The organism is Brevibacillus sp. DP1.3A, from assembly GCF_013284245.2.
Lineage (GTDB): Bacteria > Bacillota > Bacilli > Brevibacillales > Brevibacillaceae > Brevibacillus.
The window spans coordinates 1,397,457-1,414,646 of record NZ_CP085876.1 but is presented as its reverse complement, the minus strand read 5'-3'; the positions used below and the strand labels follow the sequence as shown (position 1 = coordinate 1,414,646).

The 17,190-nt window shown below is 46.1% G+C and carries 17 protein-coding genes; 5 read left to right on the top strand and 12 right to left on the bottom strand.

The features are described from left to right. Positions 1–3: 3 nt before the first annotated feature. On the bottom strand, positions 4–2,190 hold the full coding sequence (locus HP399_RS06545; RefSeq protein ID WP_173616514.1) for an ATP-binding protein: 2,187 nt from the start codon (positions 2,188–2,190) through the stop codon (positions 4–6). Beyond that, on the bottom strand, positions 2,187–3,182 hold the full coding sequence (locus HP399_RS06540; RefSeq protein WP_173616515.1) for an ABC transporter substrate-binding protein: 996 nt from the start codon (positions 3,180–3,182) through the stop codon (positions 2,187–2,189). The genes HP399_RS06545 and HP399_RS06540 overlap by 4 nt, the downstream gene beginning before the upstream one ends. Positions 3,183–3,374: 192 nt before the next feature. On the opposite strand from HP399_RS06540, the gene HP399_RS06535 reads away from it, so the two are divergent. Continuing rightward, complete coding sequence (locus tag HP399_RS06535; RefSeq protein WP_173616516.1) at positions 3,375–4,364, top strand: aldo/keto reductase family protein; 990 nt, start codon at positions 3,375–3,377, stop codon at positions 4,362–4,364. Here the strand turns inward: HP399_RS06535 and HP399_RS06530 are convergent. The 5 genes from HP399_RS06530 to HP399_RS06510 all read right to left on the bottom strand — a co-directional run bounded on the left by HP399_RS06530 (position 4,361) and on the right by HP399_RS06510 (position 9,220). Continuing rightward, positions 4,361–5,242: a LysR family transcriptional regulator gene (locus HP399_RS06530; protein ID WP_173616517.1), complete on the bottom strand. Its 882-nt coding sequence runs from the start codon at positions 5,240–5,242 to the stop codon at positions 4,361–4,363. The genes HP399_RS06535 and HP399_RS06530 overlap by 4 nt on opposite strands. Positions 5,243–5,448: 206 nt before the next feature. After that, complete coding sequence (locus tag HP399_RS06525) at positions 5,449–6,093, bottom strand: hypothetical protein (protein WP_173616518.1); 645 nt, start codon at positions 6,091–6,093, stop codon at positions 5,449–5,451. An 18-nt stretch (positions 6,094–6,111) separates the two neighbouring features. Next, positions 6,112–7,005: a hypothetical protein gene (locus HP399_RS06520; protein WP_173616519.1), complete on the bottom strand. Its 894-nt coding sequence runs from the start codon at positions 7,003–7,005 to the stop codon at positions 6,112–6,114. Between the two features lie 268 nt (positions 7,006–7,273). Further along, complete coding sequence (gene yunB / locus HP399_RS06515; RefSeq protein ID WP_173616520.1) at positions 7,274–7,999, bottom strand: sporulation protein YunB; 726 nt, start codon at positions 7,997–7,999, stop codon at positions 7,274–7,276. 66 nt (positions 8,000–8,065) lie between these two features. Further along, complete coding sequence (locus HP399_RS06510) at positions 8,066–9,220, bottom strand: MFS transporter (RefSeq protein WP_173616521.1); 1,155 nt, start codon at positions 9,218–9,220, stop codon at positions 8,066–8,068. 401 nt (positions 9,221–9,621) lie between these two features. Between HP399_RS06510 and HP399_RS06505 the strand changes: the two genes are divergently transcribed. Continuing rightward, positions 9,622–10,101, top strand: coding sequence for a cysteine dioxygenase (locus HP399_RS06505; RefSeq protein ID WP_173616522.1), 480 nt, complete (start codon positions 9,622–9,624; stop codon positions 10,099–10,101). A gap of 10 nt (positions 10,102–10,111) precedes the next feature. Here the strand turns inward: HP399_RS06505 and HP399_RS06500 are convergent, their stop codons facing one another. Both HP399_RS06500 and HP399_RS06495 read right to left on the bottom strand, forming a co-directional pair. After that, positions 10,112–11,428, bottom strand: coding sequence for a globin-coupled sensor protein (locus tag HP399_RS06500; RefSeq protein WP_173616523.1), 1,317 nt, complete (start codon positions 11,426–11,428; stop codon positions 10,112–10,114). 123 nt (positions 11,429–11,551) lie between these two features. After that, a complete protein-coding gene (locus HP399_RS06495; protein WP_173616524.1) occupies positions 11,552–12,343 on the bottom strand; it encodes a hypothetical protein in 792 nt (263 codons plus the stop codon). 124 nt (positions 12,344–12,467) lie between these two features. On the opposite strand from HP399_RS06495, the gene HP399_RS06490 reads away from it, so the two are divergent. Then, complete coding sequence (locus HP399_RS06490; protein WP_228088464.1) at positions 12,468–12,902, top strand: NAD(P)H-binding protein; 435 nt, start codon at positions 12,468–12,470, stop codon at positions 12,900–12,902. Positions 12,903–13,143: 241 nt separating this feature from the next. Further along, positions 13,144–14,079 (top strand): magnesium/cobalt transporter CorA, encoded by a 936-nt coding sequence (gene corA, locus HP399_RS06485; protein WP_173616525.1) that lies wholly within the window; start codon positions 13,144–13,146, stop codon positions 14,077–14,079. On the opposite strand, the gene HP399_RS06480 is transcribed toward corA, so the two are convergent. Further along, positions 14,080–15,174, bottom strand: a complete 1,095-nt coding sequence (locus HP399_RS06480) for an HD-GYP domain-containing protein (RefSeq protein ID WP_173616526.1) — start codon at positions 15,172–15,174, stop codon at positions 14,080–14,082. Between the two features lie 159 nt (positions 15,175–15,333). On the opposite strand from HP399_RS06480, the gene HP399_RS06475 reads away from it, so the two are divergent. Then, on the top strand, positions 15,334–16,347 hold the full coding sequence (locus HP399_RS06475; RefSeq protein ID WP_173616527.1) for a DUF2804 domain-containing protein: 1,014 nt from the start codon (positions 15,334–15,336) through the stop codon (positions 16,345–16,347). A 72-nt stretch (positions 16,348–16,419) separates the two neighbouring features. On the opposite strand, the gene HP399_RS06470 is transcribed toward HP399_RS06475, so the two are convergent. Continuing rightward, the gene (locus HP399_RS06470; protein WP_007715663.1) at positions 16,420–16,722 is read right to left on the bottom strand and encodes a YunC family protein; all 303 of its coding nucleotides are present in this window, start codon (positions 16,720–16,722) and stop codon (positions 16,420–16,422) included. A 181-nt stretch (positions 16,723–16,903) separates the two neighbouring features. Further along, positions 16,904–17,143: a DUF6154 family protein gene (locus HP399_RS06465; RefSeq protein WP_007715645.1), complete on the bottom strand. Its 240-nt coding sequence runs from the start codon at positions 17,141–17,143 to the stop codon at positions 16,904–16,906. Positions 17,144–17,190: the final 47 nt, after the last annotated feature.

The following is a 17,190-nucleotide window of genomic DNA, read 5'->3' as shown; positions in this document are numbered from 1 at the left end:
TGTTCATTTCCCCTTTGCCGACGGCAGGATGACCGTAACAGTCGTGCCTTTGTTTGGCGTACTTTCGATCTCGATTTCTCCGCCTAAATTCGTCACAATCCCGTAGCAGACCGAAAGCCCGAGGCCAGTCCCTTTTCCAGGTGGCTTGGTTGTATAAAAGGGCTCCAAAACATGGGGCAAATCTGCTGCGGGTATACCGCATCCATCATCTCTGATCCACAGACGGAGTCGATCATTGGATGGAGAATCAGTTGCGATCTCAATATTTCCTCGCTCCGCGGTCGCGTACAGCGCATTGGTTAACAGATTGAGCACGATCTGCTGAAGTTGTCCAGGCGTAGCGAGAAGAAACGGAGCAGAGGCCAATAGAGACTGGCTTACCGTTACCTGTTTGACACGTATTTCATGGGACAGAAGAATGAGAATGTCTGATAACACTTGATGAATATCTACTTTTTCTACGGTAATTGGTGATTTCCCCGAAAAGTGCAGCAATCGGGTCGTGATTTCCTTGCAACGGTTAATTTGTTTGTCCATCGTGTCCAAGTATTGGGTAAGCTCTCCTGTATCCTGTAACTCTCGAATATCCTCGTCCACGAGACGGTCTCGCAAGTCTTGTCCATACAACGACAGAATACCTAGTGGATTATTGATTTCATGAGCGATGCCCGACGCCAAGAGTCCAATAGCAGCAAGCTTGTCTGCTTGTGCGATAGCCGCTTCTAGCTCTCGTTTCTCCGTGATGTCCTCGATGACCTCCAGAAAAGCAGACGATTCTTTCTCCGGATGCAGAGGGAAAACCTGATGTCGATAAGAACGGACACGTCCATCCTGATCAACTCTGGAGGAAATAAGGTCTGTCTGCTTTTGGTTTACCATTTGTCGCGTTCGGAGCATGCAACTACTGCATGAACTGAATTGCTGACCAATCGTCTGAAGGCAGTCTTTCCCCAGAAGATGAGCCGCATCCTGAAACCACGCCGACGCTGTTTGATTAATCCAGCGAATGCGAAAAGATTCATCTACGAGAATCAACCCCATCCCCATACCACTGACGACGAGATCAAGCCGTTTCTTTTCTTCGAGAAGCTGATTGGTCTTCATCTCCAGATTCTGTGCCATTTCATTGCAGGACGCTGCTAGCCTGCCAATTTCATCTGAGGTCGTCACTGGTATTCGTACGGATAAGTCGCCACCTGCGATTTTTTGCACAGCTGATTCGATCTTTTCCATTAATCGGCTAAACGAGACAGAGAATACAATGCTAATCCCCAGAACGATAAGTGCGATGAATAAGGTCGTAAAGAGCAGAGATTGTTCCAATTTTGAAAAGGCAGCAAACGCCGTTTGACTCGACTGCTCCAGCATAATGACCCAATGTGTGACAGAAGAGCGCATGGCATAGTTGACCATGACATCTCCATTGGAAGCTTGATACGTACGGATAACAGGCTTGTCAGTTCGATCTGGTAGTGTCCAGGAGGGAGGAACCGCTTGTTCATAATAGGTCAAAGAGCCATCAGAAGGCTTGCCCAGCATAAACGGATCGGCAAACACGTCGCTTTCCCCATCTGTGACGAATAAATAGGCCTCGTTTTCATATCGAGCTCGCAGTGTGACTTGTTCGAGCAACTGTTTTACATTGAGCTTTGCGTACATGCCGCCTTTTACACCGTTGGCAGATACATGAGGGATCGCTACAGTTACCAGCAGCTTCCCTTCTGCTGATCGGACAATGCTTCCGATGTATGTTTTTCCCGACTGGATGGTTGTAAGAAGTTGCTTGTCTCGCTCCCTCGGTGTGTCCAGCTTTTGATGTTTCCAGCGATTCAGCAAATACTGCGGCTCTCCATCCTGATTAAAAAGCGCGACTTCCTCCATGTAAGGAGAAGTTTTCAATAACGTATTCAGCAAAAAATAAGCATCCTCATCATTAGGGCGTTCATTGAGAAAACGTTGCTGAACCACTTGCATGGATTGGGACGTATGTAAAAAAAGCATGTCTAACTGCGCCAACGTATTTTCCACGTAGATCTGATTGGCTCTGTCTACCTCTTCTCGAACCTTCTCTTTACTGGTATGCAAATTGATATAGCCAAGAATCAGAAAAGGGATGATGGACATGCATAGCCCAAACAGGAGCATTTTTGTCTTTAGTCGATTGATGCGCGGTAGTCTGCTCCCCCTCATTTGTTCCTCACTCCATACCATTCTTGTGCCAGTGACCACTGTTGATCGGTTACGGTAATCGGAAGCTTGGACAGGGAAGTGGCATTGACAACTAACCGTACGTCATCCGGCCATTCGATTGACAGATCTGTAGGAGGGACTCCATCCAACACCCGAGCCACCATATGAGCAGCCTGCATGCCTTGTGCATGAAAAGAAACGCCGTAAGCGGCATACAAACCAGCCTTCACCTGCTCGGGATAAGAGCCCATGACAAACAATTGCTTATCGATCAAAAGAGGTAAACAATCGGTAATCGCGTCTTCCAGAACATAGCTAGGTAAAGGAAGCATGGCGTCGTATTCTCCTGGAGAGAGCGTACTGAGCAACTGCTCCAATTCTTTTGGGGAAGCAACCTGCTTCACGTGCAAGCGAACACCAAGCAAGGAAGCAGCTGATTCAGCTTCTACGATGGCTTGCTCTGTCGTAGGAGCATGAGAATCGGCAATGATCAGAATGCGCTTCGCATCAGGCAATAAACGAGTTGTCAGCTCCAATCTTTTCCCAATCACATTCATTTGGCCATTGCTGATTCCACACGTTACCGTCCCCTCGGTCTCAACAAGAGGTAGCTCGACCAATGAAGCGACACCAATAAAAACAACGGGAACCGTCGTTGACGCCTGTTGAATCAAAAAGGTCTCGTGCGCCCCTGTCGTGACGATTACATCCGGCTTTTTTGAAATCAAGCCCTGGACAAGAGAACGCTCCTCTTCTAGCGTCTGAACCTTATTCAAATAAACGGGCACATACTGAACGCGTGCTCCTTCACTGAGACCTAACGATTGCAATCCAGCCTTTAATCCAGCTACTTTATCTTTTCTATCCTCATTGGCAATCACAATTCCTATCGTGTAAAGATCGACGTCCTGTTTTTGCTGACTACTGGACCAATCGAGCAGAGTTCCTGCCACTAACAAGATGAGAAAGAGGATTTTCCTTTGTTTCTTCATAGGTATCACATCCATCTCTCATCATAGCGGCAAATGATTGCAGAAAATGTGAATAATTAACAAACCTTGGTCAATGAATACGGATTGATCCAAATAATATGTTTTTCATATTAATCATGATCATTTTATATATTATTCATATTTAATGATACTTGTTATAATCTGTTTAAATTTGGAAGGAGGAAGGACTTCATGAAATATCGGAGACTTGGCAAAAGCGGCTTGTCCGTGAGCGAAATTGCATTGGGAAACTGGATCACTCACGGTGCTCAAGTAGATGACACCACAGCACAAGCCTGCGTACATGCTGCATTGGATGCTGGAATCACCACGTTCGATACTGCTGATGTGTATTCGGAAACGAGAGCGGAAGCGATTTTGGGTGAGTCTTTAAAGGGGATTCGTCGTGAAAGTATTGAGTTGTGCACGAAGGTTTTTCATCCGACCGGTACCGGAAAAAACGATCGGGGTCTCTCCCGTAAACACATCATGGAAGCCTGCCACGCTTCCCTTCGCAGATTGCAAACGGATTACATTGACGTCTATTATGCACACCGTTTTGATCCAACTACATCGCTGGAAGAAACATTTTTGGCCTTTTCCGATTTGGTTCGGCAGGGAAAGATTCTCTATGTAGGGGTAAGTGAATGGACGGCAGAGCAAATAAAGCTGGGAGCTGCTTTGGCAAAGGAATATCGGGTTCCCTTCGTAGCCAGTCAACCTCAGTATTCCATGCTGTGGCGTGTGATTGAAGCCGAGGTCATACCAGCGTGCGAGCGTGAAGGAATCGGACAAATTGTCTGGTCACCACTGGCGCAAGGCATTCTTTCCGGAAAATATATACCCAACAAGCCAATACCCGAGGGCTCCCGAGCAGCTTCGACCGCCGGATCTCCCTTTTTCGATAAACTGGTCGGACAATGGTTGCAAAAAGAAGTTCTTCAGGTAATAGAGCGAATCAAGCCGATCGCACAAGAAGCTGGTTTGACGCTTCCGCAGCTTGCCGTTGCATGGGTTCTTCAAAACCAGCATGTATCCTCCGCTATTATTGGCGCCTCGAACCCCGAACAGATCAAAGAAAACGTCAAAGCTGCAGGAGTCAAGCTAGATACGCAGGTCATGCAGCAAATCAATCACCTATTAGCTGGCGTCGCAGAGTTTGACCCTAAGAAAACGGGCTAAGATGTCGTTTCTTCCATCACATCCAGAAAGTTTGCCAGAACAGGCTCGCTTCTATCTGTTTTCCAAGCGGCATAGAGTGGGACTTGCGGCGGCTCTTCGATAAAAGTTCGGAATACGACATCACTGCGTTGGAAAACAGCTACCGAAGAGGGAACAATGGAGATACCTATACCAGCAGCTACCAGATTCACAATCGTATACATTTGAACAGCTTCCTGCACGACGCGAGGCAAAAATCCATGTTGCCTGCAAAAGTTTAAAATGAGGTCATGAAAAGAAGTCCCCATCCGATGCGGAAACAAAATAAAGGGCTCGTCCGCTAATGCCTGTACAGAAAGAGCTGGCTGTATGGCAAGGGGATGATTCTTGGGCAGTACGGCGACAAGTGTTTCGTTGGTAAACAAGCGAGAAGTGATATGGATGGACGGTTCTGCCACCCGCAGGAAGCCAACATCAATTTTACCGTCCTGTAAAGCTTTCCGTTGTTCGGCAGATGTCATTTCTAATAGAGACAGCTCCACCTCGGGAAAACGCTCACGAAATCCCTTTATGACATTAACCAACATACCGCCCACTGCCGAATCTACAAATGCAATGGACAAATGTCCAATTTTCCCTTGACTTGCCTGTTTTGTTCTCGTAACGGCTCGTTCCAACTGGGAAACAATTCTTCTGGATTCATCCAAAAAAATCGCACCTGCTGCCGTAAGACGAACCTGTCTCTTGGTCCGCTCCAACAGCTTCACACCAAGTTCTTCCTCTAGGCTTTGAATTTGTTGAGTCAACGGTGGTTGCGTCATATTCAGTTTACTCGCAGCGCGATTGAAATGCAGTTCCTCTGCTACTGCAATAAAGTAGTGTAGTTTTTTCAAGTCCATAGACGCGATTTTCCTTCCTATAAGTGATCTCGTCAATTCATAGACCCAACCATTTTTGCTCGTTAATCGTATTCGTGTCAAACTTTCTCTTTTTCATGTTCCTTCACGACAAAAAGCGACAGCAGTGCGCTGTCGCTTTTTCTATTCAGTCATCATGGTGAGTTTGTCGGCGGCTCTTAGCGTTCGATGCCCATTTTCAGCGATGATCAATCAGTGAATGAGCGCAAATATATTCCCTCCGTAGTACAAATCCTTTGGAGGAGCTCAGTGTATGTATCATCATCCGAATACAAAGGTAACGAAAAATCAAAATTTGACCATACACAAATCTTCATATCTTCAAATATAAACACGGTAGAGACTTTCTCACGAAGCCCTAATTCAAGGAATAATTCAAAATCATGTAGATTATTTATTTTCATCCCCTTACTACCAGATGCTTTCAATTGTGAATGAATTTCTTTAACTCTTATTTTTTTATTCTCACTATCTAGAGCATCTGCTGCTATTTCCACGTTTACATTAGGTAATGTTGTTTCAATCCAAACTGAATTGTACGCCCAAAGTTTACGGAATACCTGTTTAAATTTCTCTTCTTCTCTTAGATAGGATTCAATTAGGGTAGGATTATCATTCGTCATATCAAAAAAGATATTTACCTGTTCAAAAACAGTTTGATTTTTTATTTGCAAGGGGAATCTATCCAGATTAAAACTTTTTTGCGGGAAACGTTCCGCCACTAGATGACTATGATCTAAGAGAGTCGTATCACACTCTATATCTTGTTCCATATCCTCTGAAGGAGACCATTTCTTTCCCCATATGCCCTCAACTATCTTAGTGATATTCATCAAATTTTCTCCTCAAGCTTATTTCCGAAGGATTTTACCTGTATCATCCAATGTAGCCTTTCGTTCACCTTTACTATCTCTAAGCTTCCATGCACTTCCACCATGAGGCTTATTACCCTTATCTTTTTGAATACTCCAACCGGTTTTTTCATTTTCTCTGGTTTTTCCATCTATTCTCTTATCAAACTGCCCTAAATCAACACCATCACCTTCATCATTTAAAAGCCTCTTAGGAATATCATAGTAGTATATTACTCCTTTTGCATAAAGATAGTTAAAAGCTTCTACGATTTCATCAGCCATCGCAGTAAATGAATCTTGAAATGCTTCTATTATTTCGTCAAACTTTGGCTCTATTTCATCCCAATAGTATCCGACAACTGCTCCAGCACCAACAGCAATTAGTACTCCAATAATATCTCCAATAGGTAATGGCCCATCAACTGCAGCTGCTGCTATACCCCCACCAACTGCCATAAACGAATAGTAGACTGGTCTAGGCAAATTTAATCTATCAAGTTTAGTAGATAGGATATCCAATGGATCGGCTTTTACTGCTGCTTTATTGGCGATTTTCTCCACTCTGTTTTTGGCTTTCTCAACTTTCCCTATCACTTTCTCATGATAATCTAATAAACTGGTATCACCAGCCTCACTTTGTTTAACCATAAAATCGACAAATTTTTGTTGAGCTTCAGGAGTAAGACTATTAAACACTTTTTTAGCAAGCTCTGCCTCAGATAGTCCTTCTGCAGCTTCCATACTTTTATCTAATTTATATAAAGATTCTATCACACCATTTCTTTCTACAGAGTTGCTTACATCATTCATCGCCATAGTTGGTGTCAATACATTGAATAGTAAAGCAGTGGTTAAAGAGGATGCTACTAAGATATGTTTTTTCTTTTGCATAAAATTTCTCCTTTTAGTACTCCGGCAAAAGGGGCAAAGCTGCATTAACTTGTTCGATTCCATATGCTAGGTACATTTAATAATTTTTCCAATTAAAGGTAACATAGTATATTTGTTGCATTTTGTCATTTCTTGCACAATCAAAAAATTTATATATTCAGATTTCTACAAAAACCCAAGAGTTGTCCTAGATTAGTGTTGACAATCCATACTGGGTGCACACAAAAAAAGCGACAGCAACGCGCTGCCGCTTTTTCCTATTCCGCGATTACGGAGTGCTGTTCGGTGTATCTCCAGGGATCCGCGGCACATCCGGCTTACCTTCCGAGTTGTTGTACAAATACGTCGGTACATCGCCAATAATCAAGGAATGAGTGATCGGGATTTTCGTCGTGACCGTCTGCTTCTCAGTCGCAAAAGGGATAACGATGCGCAGATCGACCTCCACGAAAATATATACCGTCGCCAGCACCATATTGATGCCTGCTTCCTTCAGCTCTGTCTCCAGCTTGGTCTTGACCGAGCCGATGGGCACGAAAGTCACTGGCAAATTCGGCCCCATTGATGCCAAAAAGGAGTTCCCGGTAGCCAAACCAAGCGGGATCGTACGGTCTACTTTTTCTTGCTCGAACTCTTGGAGCTTGTTCTGGACTCTCGCTGTTGTTTCGCCCACGATTCTCGCATATTCCTTGAAGTTGAACTGATACGCCTGAATCTGCCCCTCGTTGTTCTTCTCAATTTTGACAATCTGATTGAAGTCGACACCTTGTTGCGAAATCCGCTTGGTTACGGCATCTGTTATCGCTTCTTTCGCCAATTGCTCGGCTTTTTGCGTAGCCAGAATCAAGAGAGTAGGCTCCAATCGATTTTGCAAAAACACGAGTGTCTGTATCGTCAAAACAAAAAAGATAACCAACGCGATCAAAAACGCTTTCGTACGTGAAAGCGGGTTTCTCCAACGCCGACGGGGTCGAAATACGGCCAATCCCGACACCTCCCAACTGGTACATCCTATGGTTAGAAGGTGGAAAAAAGACTACGTGTATCGGGAGGCACTTTTCTATTTTTTAGGAGAAAAAACGAGATACAAGCCAAATCCGATCAGTCCTGCGACAAACATCAATTGGGCAAAGACCAGCATCCCAAATAAAGTGAAGGCACCCGCCAAGAACGGAGCCATGAGAAAACCAGCGAAGAACCCGCTTCGACTCAAGAGCCCCTGCACCCCCATCACCTTGCCGCGCAGCTCGTTTTGGGCTTGTTGCAAAAGTGTGCTCTCATAAACTTGTGCTGCGCCGGAAAATAGACCCGCGAAAATCAAGAGCAAAAGTACAAATACAGCATGGTTTGCCGCGAATGCCCCTACAATCCCCACGGAAAAAACAGCATAAGCGACGAGCATCCCGTTCACCAGCTTCACCCGCAATCGAGCTGCCACATAGGAGCCAATCAAGCCTCCGACACTCATTGCCGTCCACATTAATCCGTGCAGAGTAGCGTCACTACCACGCAATTGATCCGCTAAAAAAGGTAACCCGTAATTATACGCAGACGTACTCAACGATACGAGAAAAGCTAACAGGCTAATTGTCAGAAGCACGGGTGTATCCCGCAAGTAACGAAGAGTGACACGAAAGCTGCTCGCTGCTTTTGATGTAGCTAGCGCATTGTCCCCCTTCTCCTCCCAACGAAGTCTCGTCAGAATCCATGCGGAGAAAAGAAAGCTGGCGGCATCCAAAATGATCACAATTGTATAACCATAGTGATCTGTCAGCCATCCTCCCAGCATGAAGCCCATGATGCCTACCAATGATTCCAGCCTGACCTTTAATCCATTGACGTGAACCAGTTGCTCACTCCCAAATATTTGTGGCAAGGATGCCTGAAAGCTAATATGAAACAGCGTATACAGCATTCCATTGAGAAAAGCCGCTGCGATTAATACATACGGCGTCGGATAAAAAGCGATGGCCAAAATAGCAAGACCCGCCCCCAAGTCGCTTGCGATCATGGTGCGTCTTCTGTCCATTCGATCAGCCAATATACCTGCCAAGGGGCTAAACAGCATCCCTCCTAGTTGTCTTGCAACAAAAAAAGTGGTCATCCAATAAGCACTATATTCAAATGTAAAAATCAACGCGCTACACGCGATCAAATTCATCCGTGATCCCAAGGATGACAACGCATTGACATACAAATACCATTTCTTATTCATGTATATCCAAACCTCCCGATCATGACAGGTGGTTTGAATCAACGCCCCCCTCTAGTGGGTGCGTACACTGATTATGGCAGTTGACATGCGCATGCCTCCTCTTGAATGAAAATCAGAAAAAGCTTATGTTTCTCGAACCATTCTGAAGGGGGACGCTTCCCCAAATCGTCCTGTACGGCATTTGTTGCCGTACTTCCATAATAGGTGGTGAGTCAGCTGATTGTCGATAGCACAAAAAAGGACGCTTTTTCTCTAAAAGCGCCTTAAACTCAAGTAATCCTGTTGATTTACATTGTAATAATAATAGTAAATAATTCCCTTTTGGACGACTCAGTCTATCACTACTCTTGAAATTTGATCATATGGTGTAGGGAGTATGATTTTCGTTTGGGAGGTTATTTATGAATCTGGAACGTCTGGAACATGCATTTGGCTCCCTCGTTTCGCCTACTCCTGCCCAGCTTAGACACGCTCTCATTTCCCTGTCTCCCTGCATGGAACAACTCGGTCCATACATCCCGGAGCCGCTAAATTTGCCTTACGGACGCAAAGTATTATTCTCCACGCCACATGTAGAGGTTGTCTTGATCCATCTGCCAGCAGATCAGGAATCCATACCGCATAATCATGGTGACTCTTTTGGATGGGAATTAGTAGTCTCAGGCACGTTAACAAATACGATTTATGTCCAAACGAATATTGAAAATGAAGTTCAACGAGCACAAACCACTCATGTCAGCACGGGTGAATACTATTTTGTAGAACCTGGGGAAATTCACGCCATTCGCAACAATGGACAAAGTCCAGTTGTTTCCGTAAATGTTTACAGTCCTCCATTGCGTAATTGCCGCCAATATTGCTCCTTTGAACCGACAACGTAATACTGTTTTTTTACAGGTTTTCTGTTATTTCCGACAGCTCATCCGCAGAGCTGGCTACCTGTGCAACCGCTTGGTTCATATCTTCCATGACTTTGAAGAAGTTTTCCAGCTCCCGCTGAATCCGTGAGCTCTGTTCTTTACTGTCTGAGACAGCGCTCATGATTCCTTCAAAAAAGGCATTCGTCTCGTTTACTACCGCAGTGCTCGATTGGACCAGCGCTTGAATTTCAACCACGACAGACGAGAGGACCACTGTCTGTTGGTTCGTCTTTTCGATCAGCTCACGCACACCGAAAACCGACTTTTTGGTCTGTTCTGCCAGCTTGCGTACCTCATCGGCTACGACGGCAAATCCACGTCCCTGTTCGCCAGCACGCGCTGCTTCAATCGCAGCATTTAACGCCAAGAGATTTGTCTGCTCAGCAATTGCCGTCACGACCTCTACAATCCCTTGGATTTTTTCTGCGTTTGCCTCCATCGCGTTCATTTCTTCCGAGATTTGCTTGACACTGCTCTGAATCAAACACATTTGTTCCTGTTGCTTTTCCAGCTTTTCTTTGCCTTCACGGGACAGGTCTTGTGCTTTCGTGGAAAAGCCCGTGCCATTTTCAGCAAAACGAAGAACTTCTCTCGACTGTTCAGTCAATTGCACAACAGACGCGCTGTTTTCTTCTGAGACCGCTGCCAGCTCATGCGCAGAATTGGTCAGGAGGATTCGCAGCTCGTCCTTTTTGTCTTGTTCCACTTGCCGCGCCTTTTCATGCTCGTTTTCATATTCCTCCAGCACAATTTGCTGTTCGATGCTGAGAATCTTCGTGACTGCCTTGAGGGCTTGTACGAATTCGTCCTTGTCCGCAATGTTTTTTTGCAAGAGATCAATCAAGGAAACCATCATGTTTTGGAATGCACTCAAGTACCATTTTGGTTCCAAGCCAATTCGCATATGAATAACCGCAATTCTACTGCGCTGTTCAATGTAAGCGCTGTCGATGCGTCCGCTAAACATTTCGCAGATATGGCGGTTCAACGTTAATTTCAACCGTTCAATCGTGCTATTTTGGTTTACAATCTTCATTAAAATCGGTTCTTTTTCAATACTGGCATAAAAGTAGTCGACAATAGCGTCAATATTTTGAATGATAAGTGGCTGAAGTGCTTTCACAATGGTCAGTTCTTCTTCGGTCAGGTTGATCATTGCTAGTTGCTTTGCGAGGGTGCTTTTCCCTACAATATGCACTTCCCCCTTTTCCTTCACCCCCTGAAAAAAAGATTCACTTTTTCCTTTCCCTTTCAACCCAAAAAGGGTGGAAAACGGACATGTGCTCATAGCCTGAACTCCTTTTATCCGAGTACATATATCTCTGGAATATCCTTTCAATTATATACCCCTTTACAAACAGGTGTAAACCGCCCACCTTGTCCATGGGCGGTTGTATGAGCCTAGCTACGCCTACATTTCCGCTTTCCTCACAACTACCCGTTGCAGCTTCCAGCTTGTCTTGTCCCATTTCCAGTACGACTCCACATACGCGATCGTATCGGCGTTGGCAACACCACTGACTCTCTGTTCCCCTTTTAATTCACAGATGCCATCGCGGTTCTCATCGATGGGCATGAGTACGCTGAATGTGTTAGGTAGGACCTCTACTGGAGAAACCAGCTTCCCATTCTTGTATACACCATTTTCTTCATAGATTTTTTTGCGATCAGACAAATCGAGAACGACAGTCTCCCCCGTCTCCTTAATCGTCAATGGCACTTTGTAATGATCCTGATAGGAGCCCGAAATCGTCAAGGGCTGCGGAACTGGCAGAATCGCCGGCTTGTTGTCCTTGTCTGCGAACAAATAAAACTCAGACGTCCCTGCACTACCTCCAGTCGGTGCCTGAAGTAAAATTTGTTGCACACCCCCTCCGGTAAAATCACAGAAGAACATCTCCGGCTGATAAGCGCCATAAGGTGTTGTAAAAAAGGTTGTTTTTTTCGCAACGGGGTCTTGAACCATAATTTTCAAGTGTTCGAAGTAAGGACTGTCTGCCGCAAATCTCTTTCCTAGCAACGTAACGAGATCCGGTCGACCATCGCCTGTCACATCTTGCCGTTTGATCTGGATTTCCTCGAACACAGTCGGAGGCGGCTGTACCTCTCTCACCTCCAGGGCAAAAGCGGCTTGTCCCCACCCAGCGCCTGTCAACATCCATAAGATACAGCCGATCATACCTACCTTCTTGCTAGTCCTCATGTCGATACATCCACCTTTTCATCTGTTCAGGTTATCTGTAGTATGCAAAAAATGGCTTTGGTCAAACCGTCCTAAACGGTAAAATAAGAGAGAGGGATCGTAGAAAGTGAGGAACACTATAGCAATGAAACGTGCGGTATTATTTGGAGCGACTGGACTTGTCGGTCGTGCATTGCTACAGCTTCTCTTGGAAGATGACGCATATGGAAAAGTCATCGCTGTCGTCCGCAACGAGCTCCCTTTCACGCATCCTCGCTTGCAGACAGTCGTCATTGACTTTCGTCAGTTGGGAGATTGCCGACCGTTTTTAGAAGGAGCAGACATCTATTGCTGCTTGGGGACAACCATGAAAAAGGCTGGAAGTCGCGAAGCGTTTCGCAAAGTGGATTATCAGTGCGCGACAGGAACACCGTCGATCGGAAGAGCTCGGTGCGAAGCTATCACACTCACTCTCGTTTCTCTGGATCGGGCCGTTACGCGCCTATCAGCCTGTCACAGCAACAGATGTCGCAGGAGCCATGCATCACATCGCCTCTCTTGGACTGGCAGGTGCGCATAAATACGAATCAAGAGAATTACCACATCTAGCCGCAGCGGGAAAAAGGACAAGGTGACGTTCATACGTATAGGATGAAGGCTTTCATCGAGGAGGCGAACTTGCATGACGACTCCCAAGCAACAGCGTGCATCACAGGCTCCGCCTAGCCGCCGAGCACTTCGTTCTGCTTATGAATTGATTCTCACACAGATCTGGCCCCGTCTGCCCACCGAAACCGAATCCACTTGCAGGAGAATCAATCATGAAGATCAGACTCGTACAAAACGGAATCATCACTGAGATAGAAGACATCGAAGAGGCTGCTACTCCACCTGTGAACGGGTTTTACTGGATTCATGCCGCTCCATTCGATTTGGATATTTTACAGCCGCTGTTCGGACTGCATCATCTGGCTGTCGAGGACTGCATCGACGAGGAAGAACAGCGGCCCAAGCTGCAAAATTACGATGATCATTACTTTATGGTCATCAATGGCATTACCTTCCACAATCATGATATCTTCTTGCGCGAGATCAATATTTTTTTGGGCAGCAGCACCATTATCACCGTAACGAAGCAGGAGGCCCCCGAATTCACTACCATGCTGTCGATCATCCGGGAAAAAGAAGTCAATCGCCCCGATGCGTTTCTGTACTACTTGGTAGATCAAATTGTCGATCTTTATTTTGATGTGACCGAAAAAATTGAGGACCTGCTTGAAGATCTAGAAGAACAAATTTTGATGCACACGAAAAAATCCCATCTGGATCAAATTATCGGGCTGCGCAGTGAAATCTTGTACGCCCGTAAAATGCTCGTTCCCCAGCGGGATTTGATTGACGCCCTACATAAAAAAGAACTCCCGCTGATTCAACCTTATCTGCGGAAGTACTTTGGCGATATTGTAGAGGATGCCAGCAAAATTGTAGAGAGCTTTGAAGCTTTTCGCGAGCTCATCGGAAACTTGCGCGAAGCGTATCAAGCGGCGCTTGCCGGCAGAGCCAACGATATTATGCGTGTTTTTACCGCCCTGACGACGATTTTTATGCCGTTGACGATTGTGACGGGTATATACGGGATGAACTTTGATGTGATGCCCGAGCTGCGTTCACCCTACGGCTACTACATTGTGCTGGGATGCATGGCTACCATCGGCACGACGATGTTTATCATTTTCAAAAAGAAGGACTGGCTCTGATTATACCAAATCGCCACAGGCGATGATCATGAGCGTCAGCATTTTGGACAAGTCACACTCATAGGGATGCTCGATATCCCGACCTTCTTCATCCACCAGGACTCTGACGATCGGACGGCTCGGCATTCCTTTGTTCGAATCGACGACGACACCAGACATACCATTGTTCAGGCTGACGGTCAGACCAACAGGGTAGAGTGCAATCGTATTTCGCAAAGCCTCTACATACACATGGTCAAACAGTTTACCTGAACCGGAGTAGAGCACCTCCATCGCTTCGTGAGGGAGCATTCCTCGACGGTATACCCGATGCGACGTCAGGGCATCGAATACATCAGCCACTGCCATCAAGCGACCAAACGGATGAATCTCTTCTTTTTTCAGGTGCCGTGGATAACCGGAGCCATCCCAGCGCTCGTGATGCTGAAAAGCGCAGTGGGCTGCAAGCAAAGGGATGTCGTCTTGCCGACGCAGCATTTCAAAACCGATCTCCGTATGTCTTTTCATGATTTCATATTCTTCTTGTGTAAGGCGGCCCGGCTTTTTCAAAATGTTGTCTGGGATATGCACTTTTCCAATATCGTGGAGCATACCGCCAATACTAATCTCCAACACATCTTTTTCCGAACAGCCAGTATTTATGGCGAGAGCTGTGCTATACAAAGCAACGTTAAATGAGTGCGTGAATATGTAATTGTCGAAGGCGCAAGCATCTGCCAATAAATTCATGGCTGAATCACTGCTGTTTAATTCATCCGCAACGGTTTGCATGACATCCCGCAGCTTACGTCCCAAACCCTTGTCCGAAAAAAGCTGCTGCCATTTGTCCGGAACTTGATGAACGGTTCGGAATGTATCGTGAATCATGGACATTGCTTGTCTGCGAGTATTTTCGGAAATGACTGCCTCCACAATGATATCATCCGTGCGCTTGTCTTGGATGTAGAGACTGTTCACGTTTTTGTTTTTAAGTCGAGTTATCATTCGTTGGGTTAGCTCTACTCCGGCGCCAACGAGAATCGTTCCATTCTCTGTATAGATGGAACGAGCCAGTTTATCACCCGGCTGGCATTTTTGAATGGATTTCAGTCGCATTTCCTTTCCTTCGCCTTTCCTCAGGGTATCCCTATTATAGCGTGATTCGACTTGATTCTACATGAAATTTTTTCTAGATTTTCATTTCATGTCTACCGAGGAAAGACACTGGAGACGAGTTTGTCTGGAAGAATCCTTGTTTGAAAGGGAGATGATCGTATGTCACTTATTGAAAAAGAATTAACGCTGCCTCTTTCATTATGTGATCAGGATGGCCGCTTGCTTCCCGAAGCGATTGGCTGGTCCCGTTATCCGTTGCATGACTGCCAATTTAGCGGGCATTGGCTTCGCCGGAAAAAATGGAATTTTTGGTTTATCACCACGCCTGAATGTGCGATGTCGATTGCGATGGTCAATCTGGATTACGCTGGCATTGTCTTTGTCCATTTTATTGATCTAGCGACAGGGGAGACCGCGGACAGTGCCGTAACGGTTCCTTTTGGTGCAGGGATTCGACTGGGTGCCACCGTAGATGAGCCTTGCCATTTTGCCAGTCGTAAGCTCTCTGTCTCCTTTCAGCCAGGAGCCAGCGGAACGAGCGTAGAAGCGTCTGCCATTTGTCCCGGTAATAAAACTCTCTCGCTCGCCATCGTGATTGATCCGCCATCCGAGTCCTTAAATGTCGTGATTCCGTGGAGTGCGGAGCGCTTTCAGTTCACATCGAAGCAAACTGCCCGGCCTGTGCACGGCACCATCGCCTATAACGGGAAAACCTATTTACTCGATCGGCAGCATGCCTTTGCCAGTCTGGATTTTGGACGTGGAGTTTGGCCGTATCACACTCGTTGGAACTGGACGACCTGCTCTTTCCGTCACGCGGAGGGTGTCGCAGGCTTTAACTTTGGTAGAGGCTGGACGGACGGAACGGGTATGACAGAAAATGGCTTGATGATCGATGGTGTCCTCTACAAGCTGAGTGAACAAATTCGTTTTTCCTACGATCCTGACAACCGGATGCTCCCTTGGACGCTCGCGAGTGAAGAATCTTCTGCGGTACGCCTCACCTTTACGCCGCTCTTTGCTCGAATCGAGCACAAAAATTTTGCATTGGTGCGAACGACTCTGCATCAAGTAATCGGCCGTTATGACGGGACGCTCTCAACACCTGATGGAAAAACGATTGCGGTGCAATGCAAGATCGGAATCTGCGAAGAACAATCCGCCCGTTGGTAAACAAGGTCCGAGAAAACTAAAAAACCTTTGTCATGGGACAAAGGTTTTTTCTATAGGCAGACCATTTGTTGTTTACAGCATTTTCACGACAGCATCCCGACCAATCATGCCAGCAGTAATCCCCTTCTCCTCCGCTGTCGTCGTCACAGACTCCAGCGGCGCATCCAGCAATTCCTGTATGGTCTTGACCCCAACCGCACGACCGGCAAGAATTTCCCTTGCTGCTAACCTCTCGTTTAAGAGCCCCACATCCAGTGCTCCACACATGATGTAGCCATGATCGGTCGTTACAGCCAATAGCGTCGTCTTGGGCAAACGAACGGTGACAGCAATTGCCGTCCCCTCGGGAAAGTGGATTGGCACTACCTCGACCATCAAGATTCCTCCTTTTTCTCTCCTGTCTGTTAGCGTTACCATCCTATGACGCTCAGAAGAAAAATGTGAGGTCTCTACGAGGTGGTTCAAAAAGTTATCTTTTGATCACGATGTAGTCCTGCAAGATTGTTCGACATCGAAAATGGTGCTGAAAAGCTAACTTTTTGAACTTGATCTTATTTTAATGCATGACGCTTGTCGGAAAGTGCTCATCCTCCATCGCGACTTTTCGTTTCATGACTTCAATCATATACGTCGCGAGCATGTGAAACAGCTCTTCCTCGTCCATCTCTTCGACCAAGTCAAGCAAATCATCCCGAGACTGCTCTGCGAGAATGCCGACGACAACCGCTGTAATATCCTCTTCATCGCCATTAAAATGTCCTCTGTACAGCTCGTATACTTCATCAATGAAGCGCATCGCTCGTCTCCTCCCGTTTTTCGATAGCATTCCCGAAAAACCGGTCT

Coding starts and splice junctions, on each gene's coding strand:
- HP399_RS06545 (WP_173616514.1), bottom strand. CDS start 2,190: ATGAGGGGGAGCAGACTACCGCGCATCAATCGACTAAAGACAAAAATG.
- HP399_RS06540 (WP_173616515.1), bottom strand. CDS start 3,182: ATGAAGAAACAAAGGAAAATCCTCTTTCTCATCTTGTTAGTGGCAGGA.
- HP399_RS06535 (WP_173616516.1), top strand. CDS start 3,375: ATGAAATATCGGAGACTTGGCAAAAGCGGCTTGTCCGTGAGCGAAATT.
- HP399_RS06530 (WP_173616517.1), bottom strand. CDS start 5,242: ATGGACTTGAAAAAACTACACTACTTTATTGCAGTAGCAGAGGAACTG.
- HP399_RS06525 (WP_173616518.1), bottom strand. CDS start 6,093: ATGAATATCACTAAGATAGTTGAGGGCATATGGGGAAAGAAATGGTCT.
- HP399_RS06520 (WP_173616519.1), bottom strand. CDS start 7,005: ATGCAAAAGAAAAAACATATCTTAGTAGCATCCTCTTTAACCACTGCT.
- HP399_RS06510 (WP_173616521.1), bottom strand. CDS start 9,220: ATGAATAAGAAATGGTATTTGTATGTCAATGCGTTGTCATCCTTGGGA.
- HP399_RS06505 (WP_173616522.1), top strand. CDS start 9,622: ATGAATCTGGAACGTCTGGAACATGCATTTGGCTCCCTCGTTTCGCCT.
- HP399_RS06500 (WP_173616523.1), bottom strand. CDS start 11,428: ATGAGCACATGTCCGTTTTCCACCCTTTTTGGGTTGAAAGGGAAAGGA.
- HP399_RS06495 (WP_173616524.1), bottom strand. CDS start 12,343: ATGAGGACTAGCAAGAAGGTAGGTATGATCGGCTGTATCTTATGGATG.
- HP399_RS06490 (WP_228088464.1), top strand. CDS start 12,468: ATGAAACGTGCGGTATTATTTGGAGCGACTGGACTTGTCGGTCGTGCA.
- corA (WP_173616525.1), top strand. CDS start 13,144: ATGAAGATCAGACTCGTACAAAACGGAATCATCACTGAGATAGAAGAC.
- HP399_RS06480 (WP_173616526.1), bottom strand. CDS start 15,174: ATGCGACTGAAATCCATTCAAAAATGCCAGCCGGGTGATAAACTGGCT.
- HP399_RS06475 (WP_173616527.1), top strand. CDS start 15,334: ATGTCACTTATTGAAAAAGAATTAACGCTGCCTCTTTCATTATGTGAT.
- HP399_RS06470 (WP_007715663.1), bottom strand. CDS start 16,722: ATGGTCGAGGTAGTGCCAATCCACTTTCCCGAGGGGACGGCAATTGCT.
- HP399_RS06465 (WP_007715645.1), bottom strand. CDS start 17,143: ATGCGCTTCATTGATGAAGTATACGAGCTGTACAGAGGACATTTTAAT.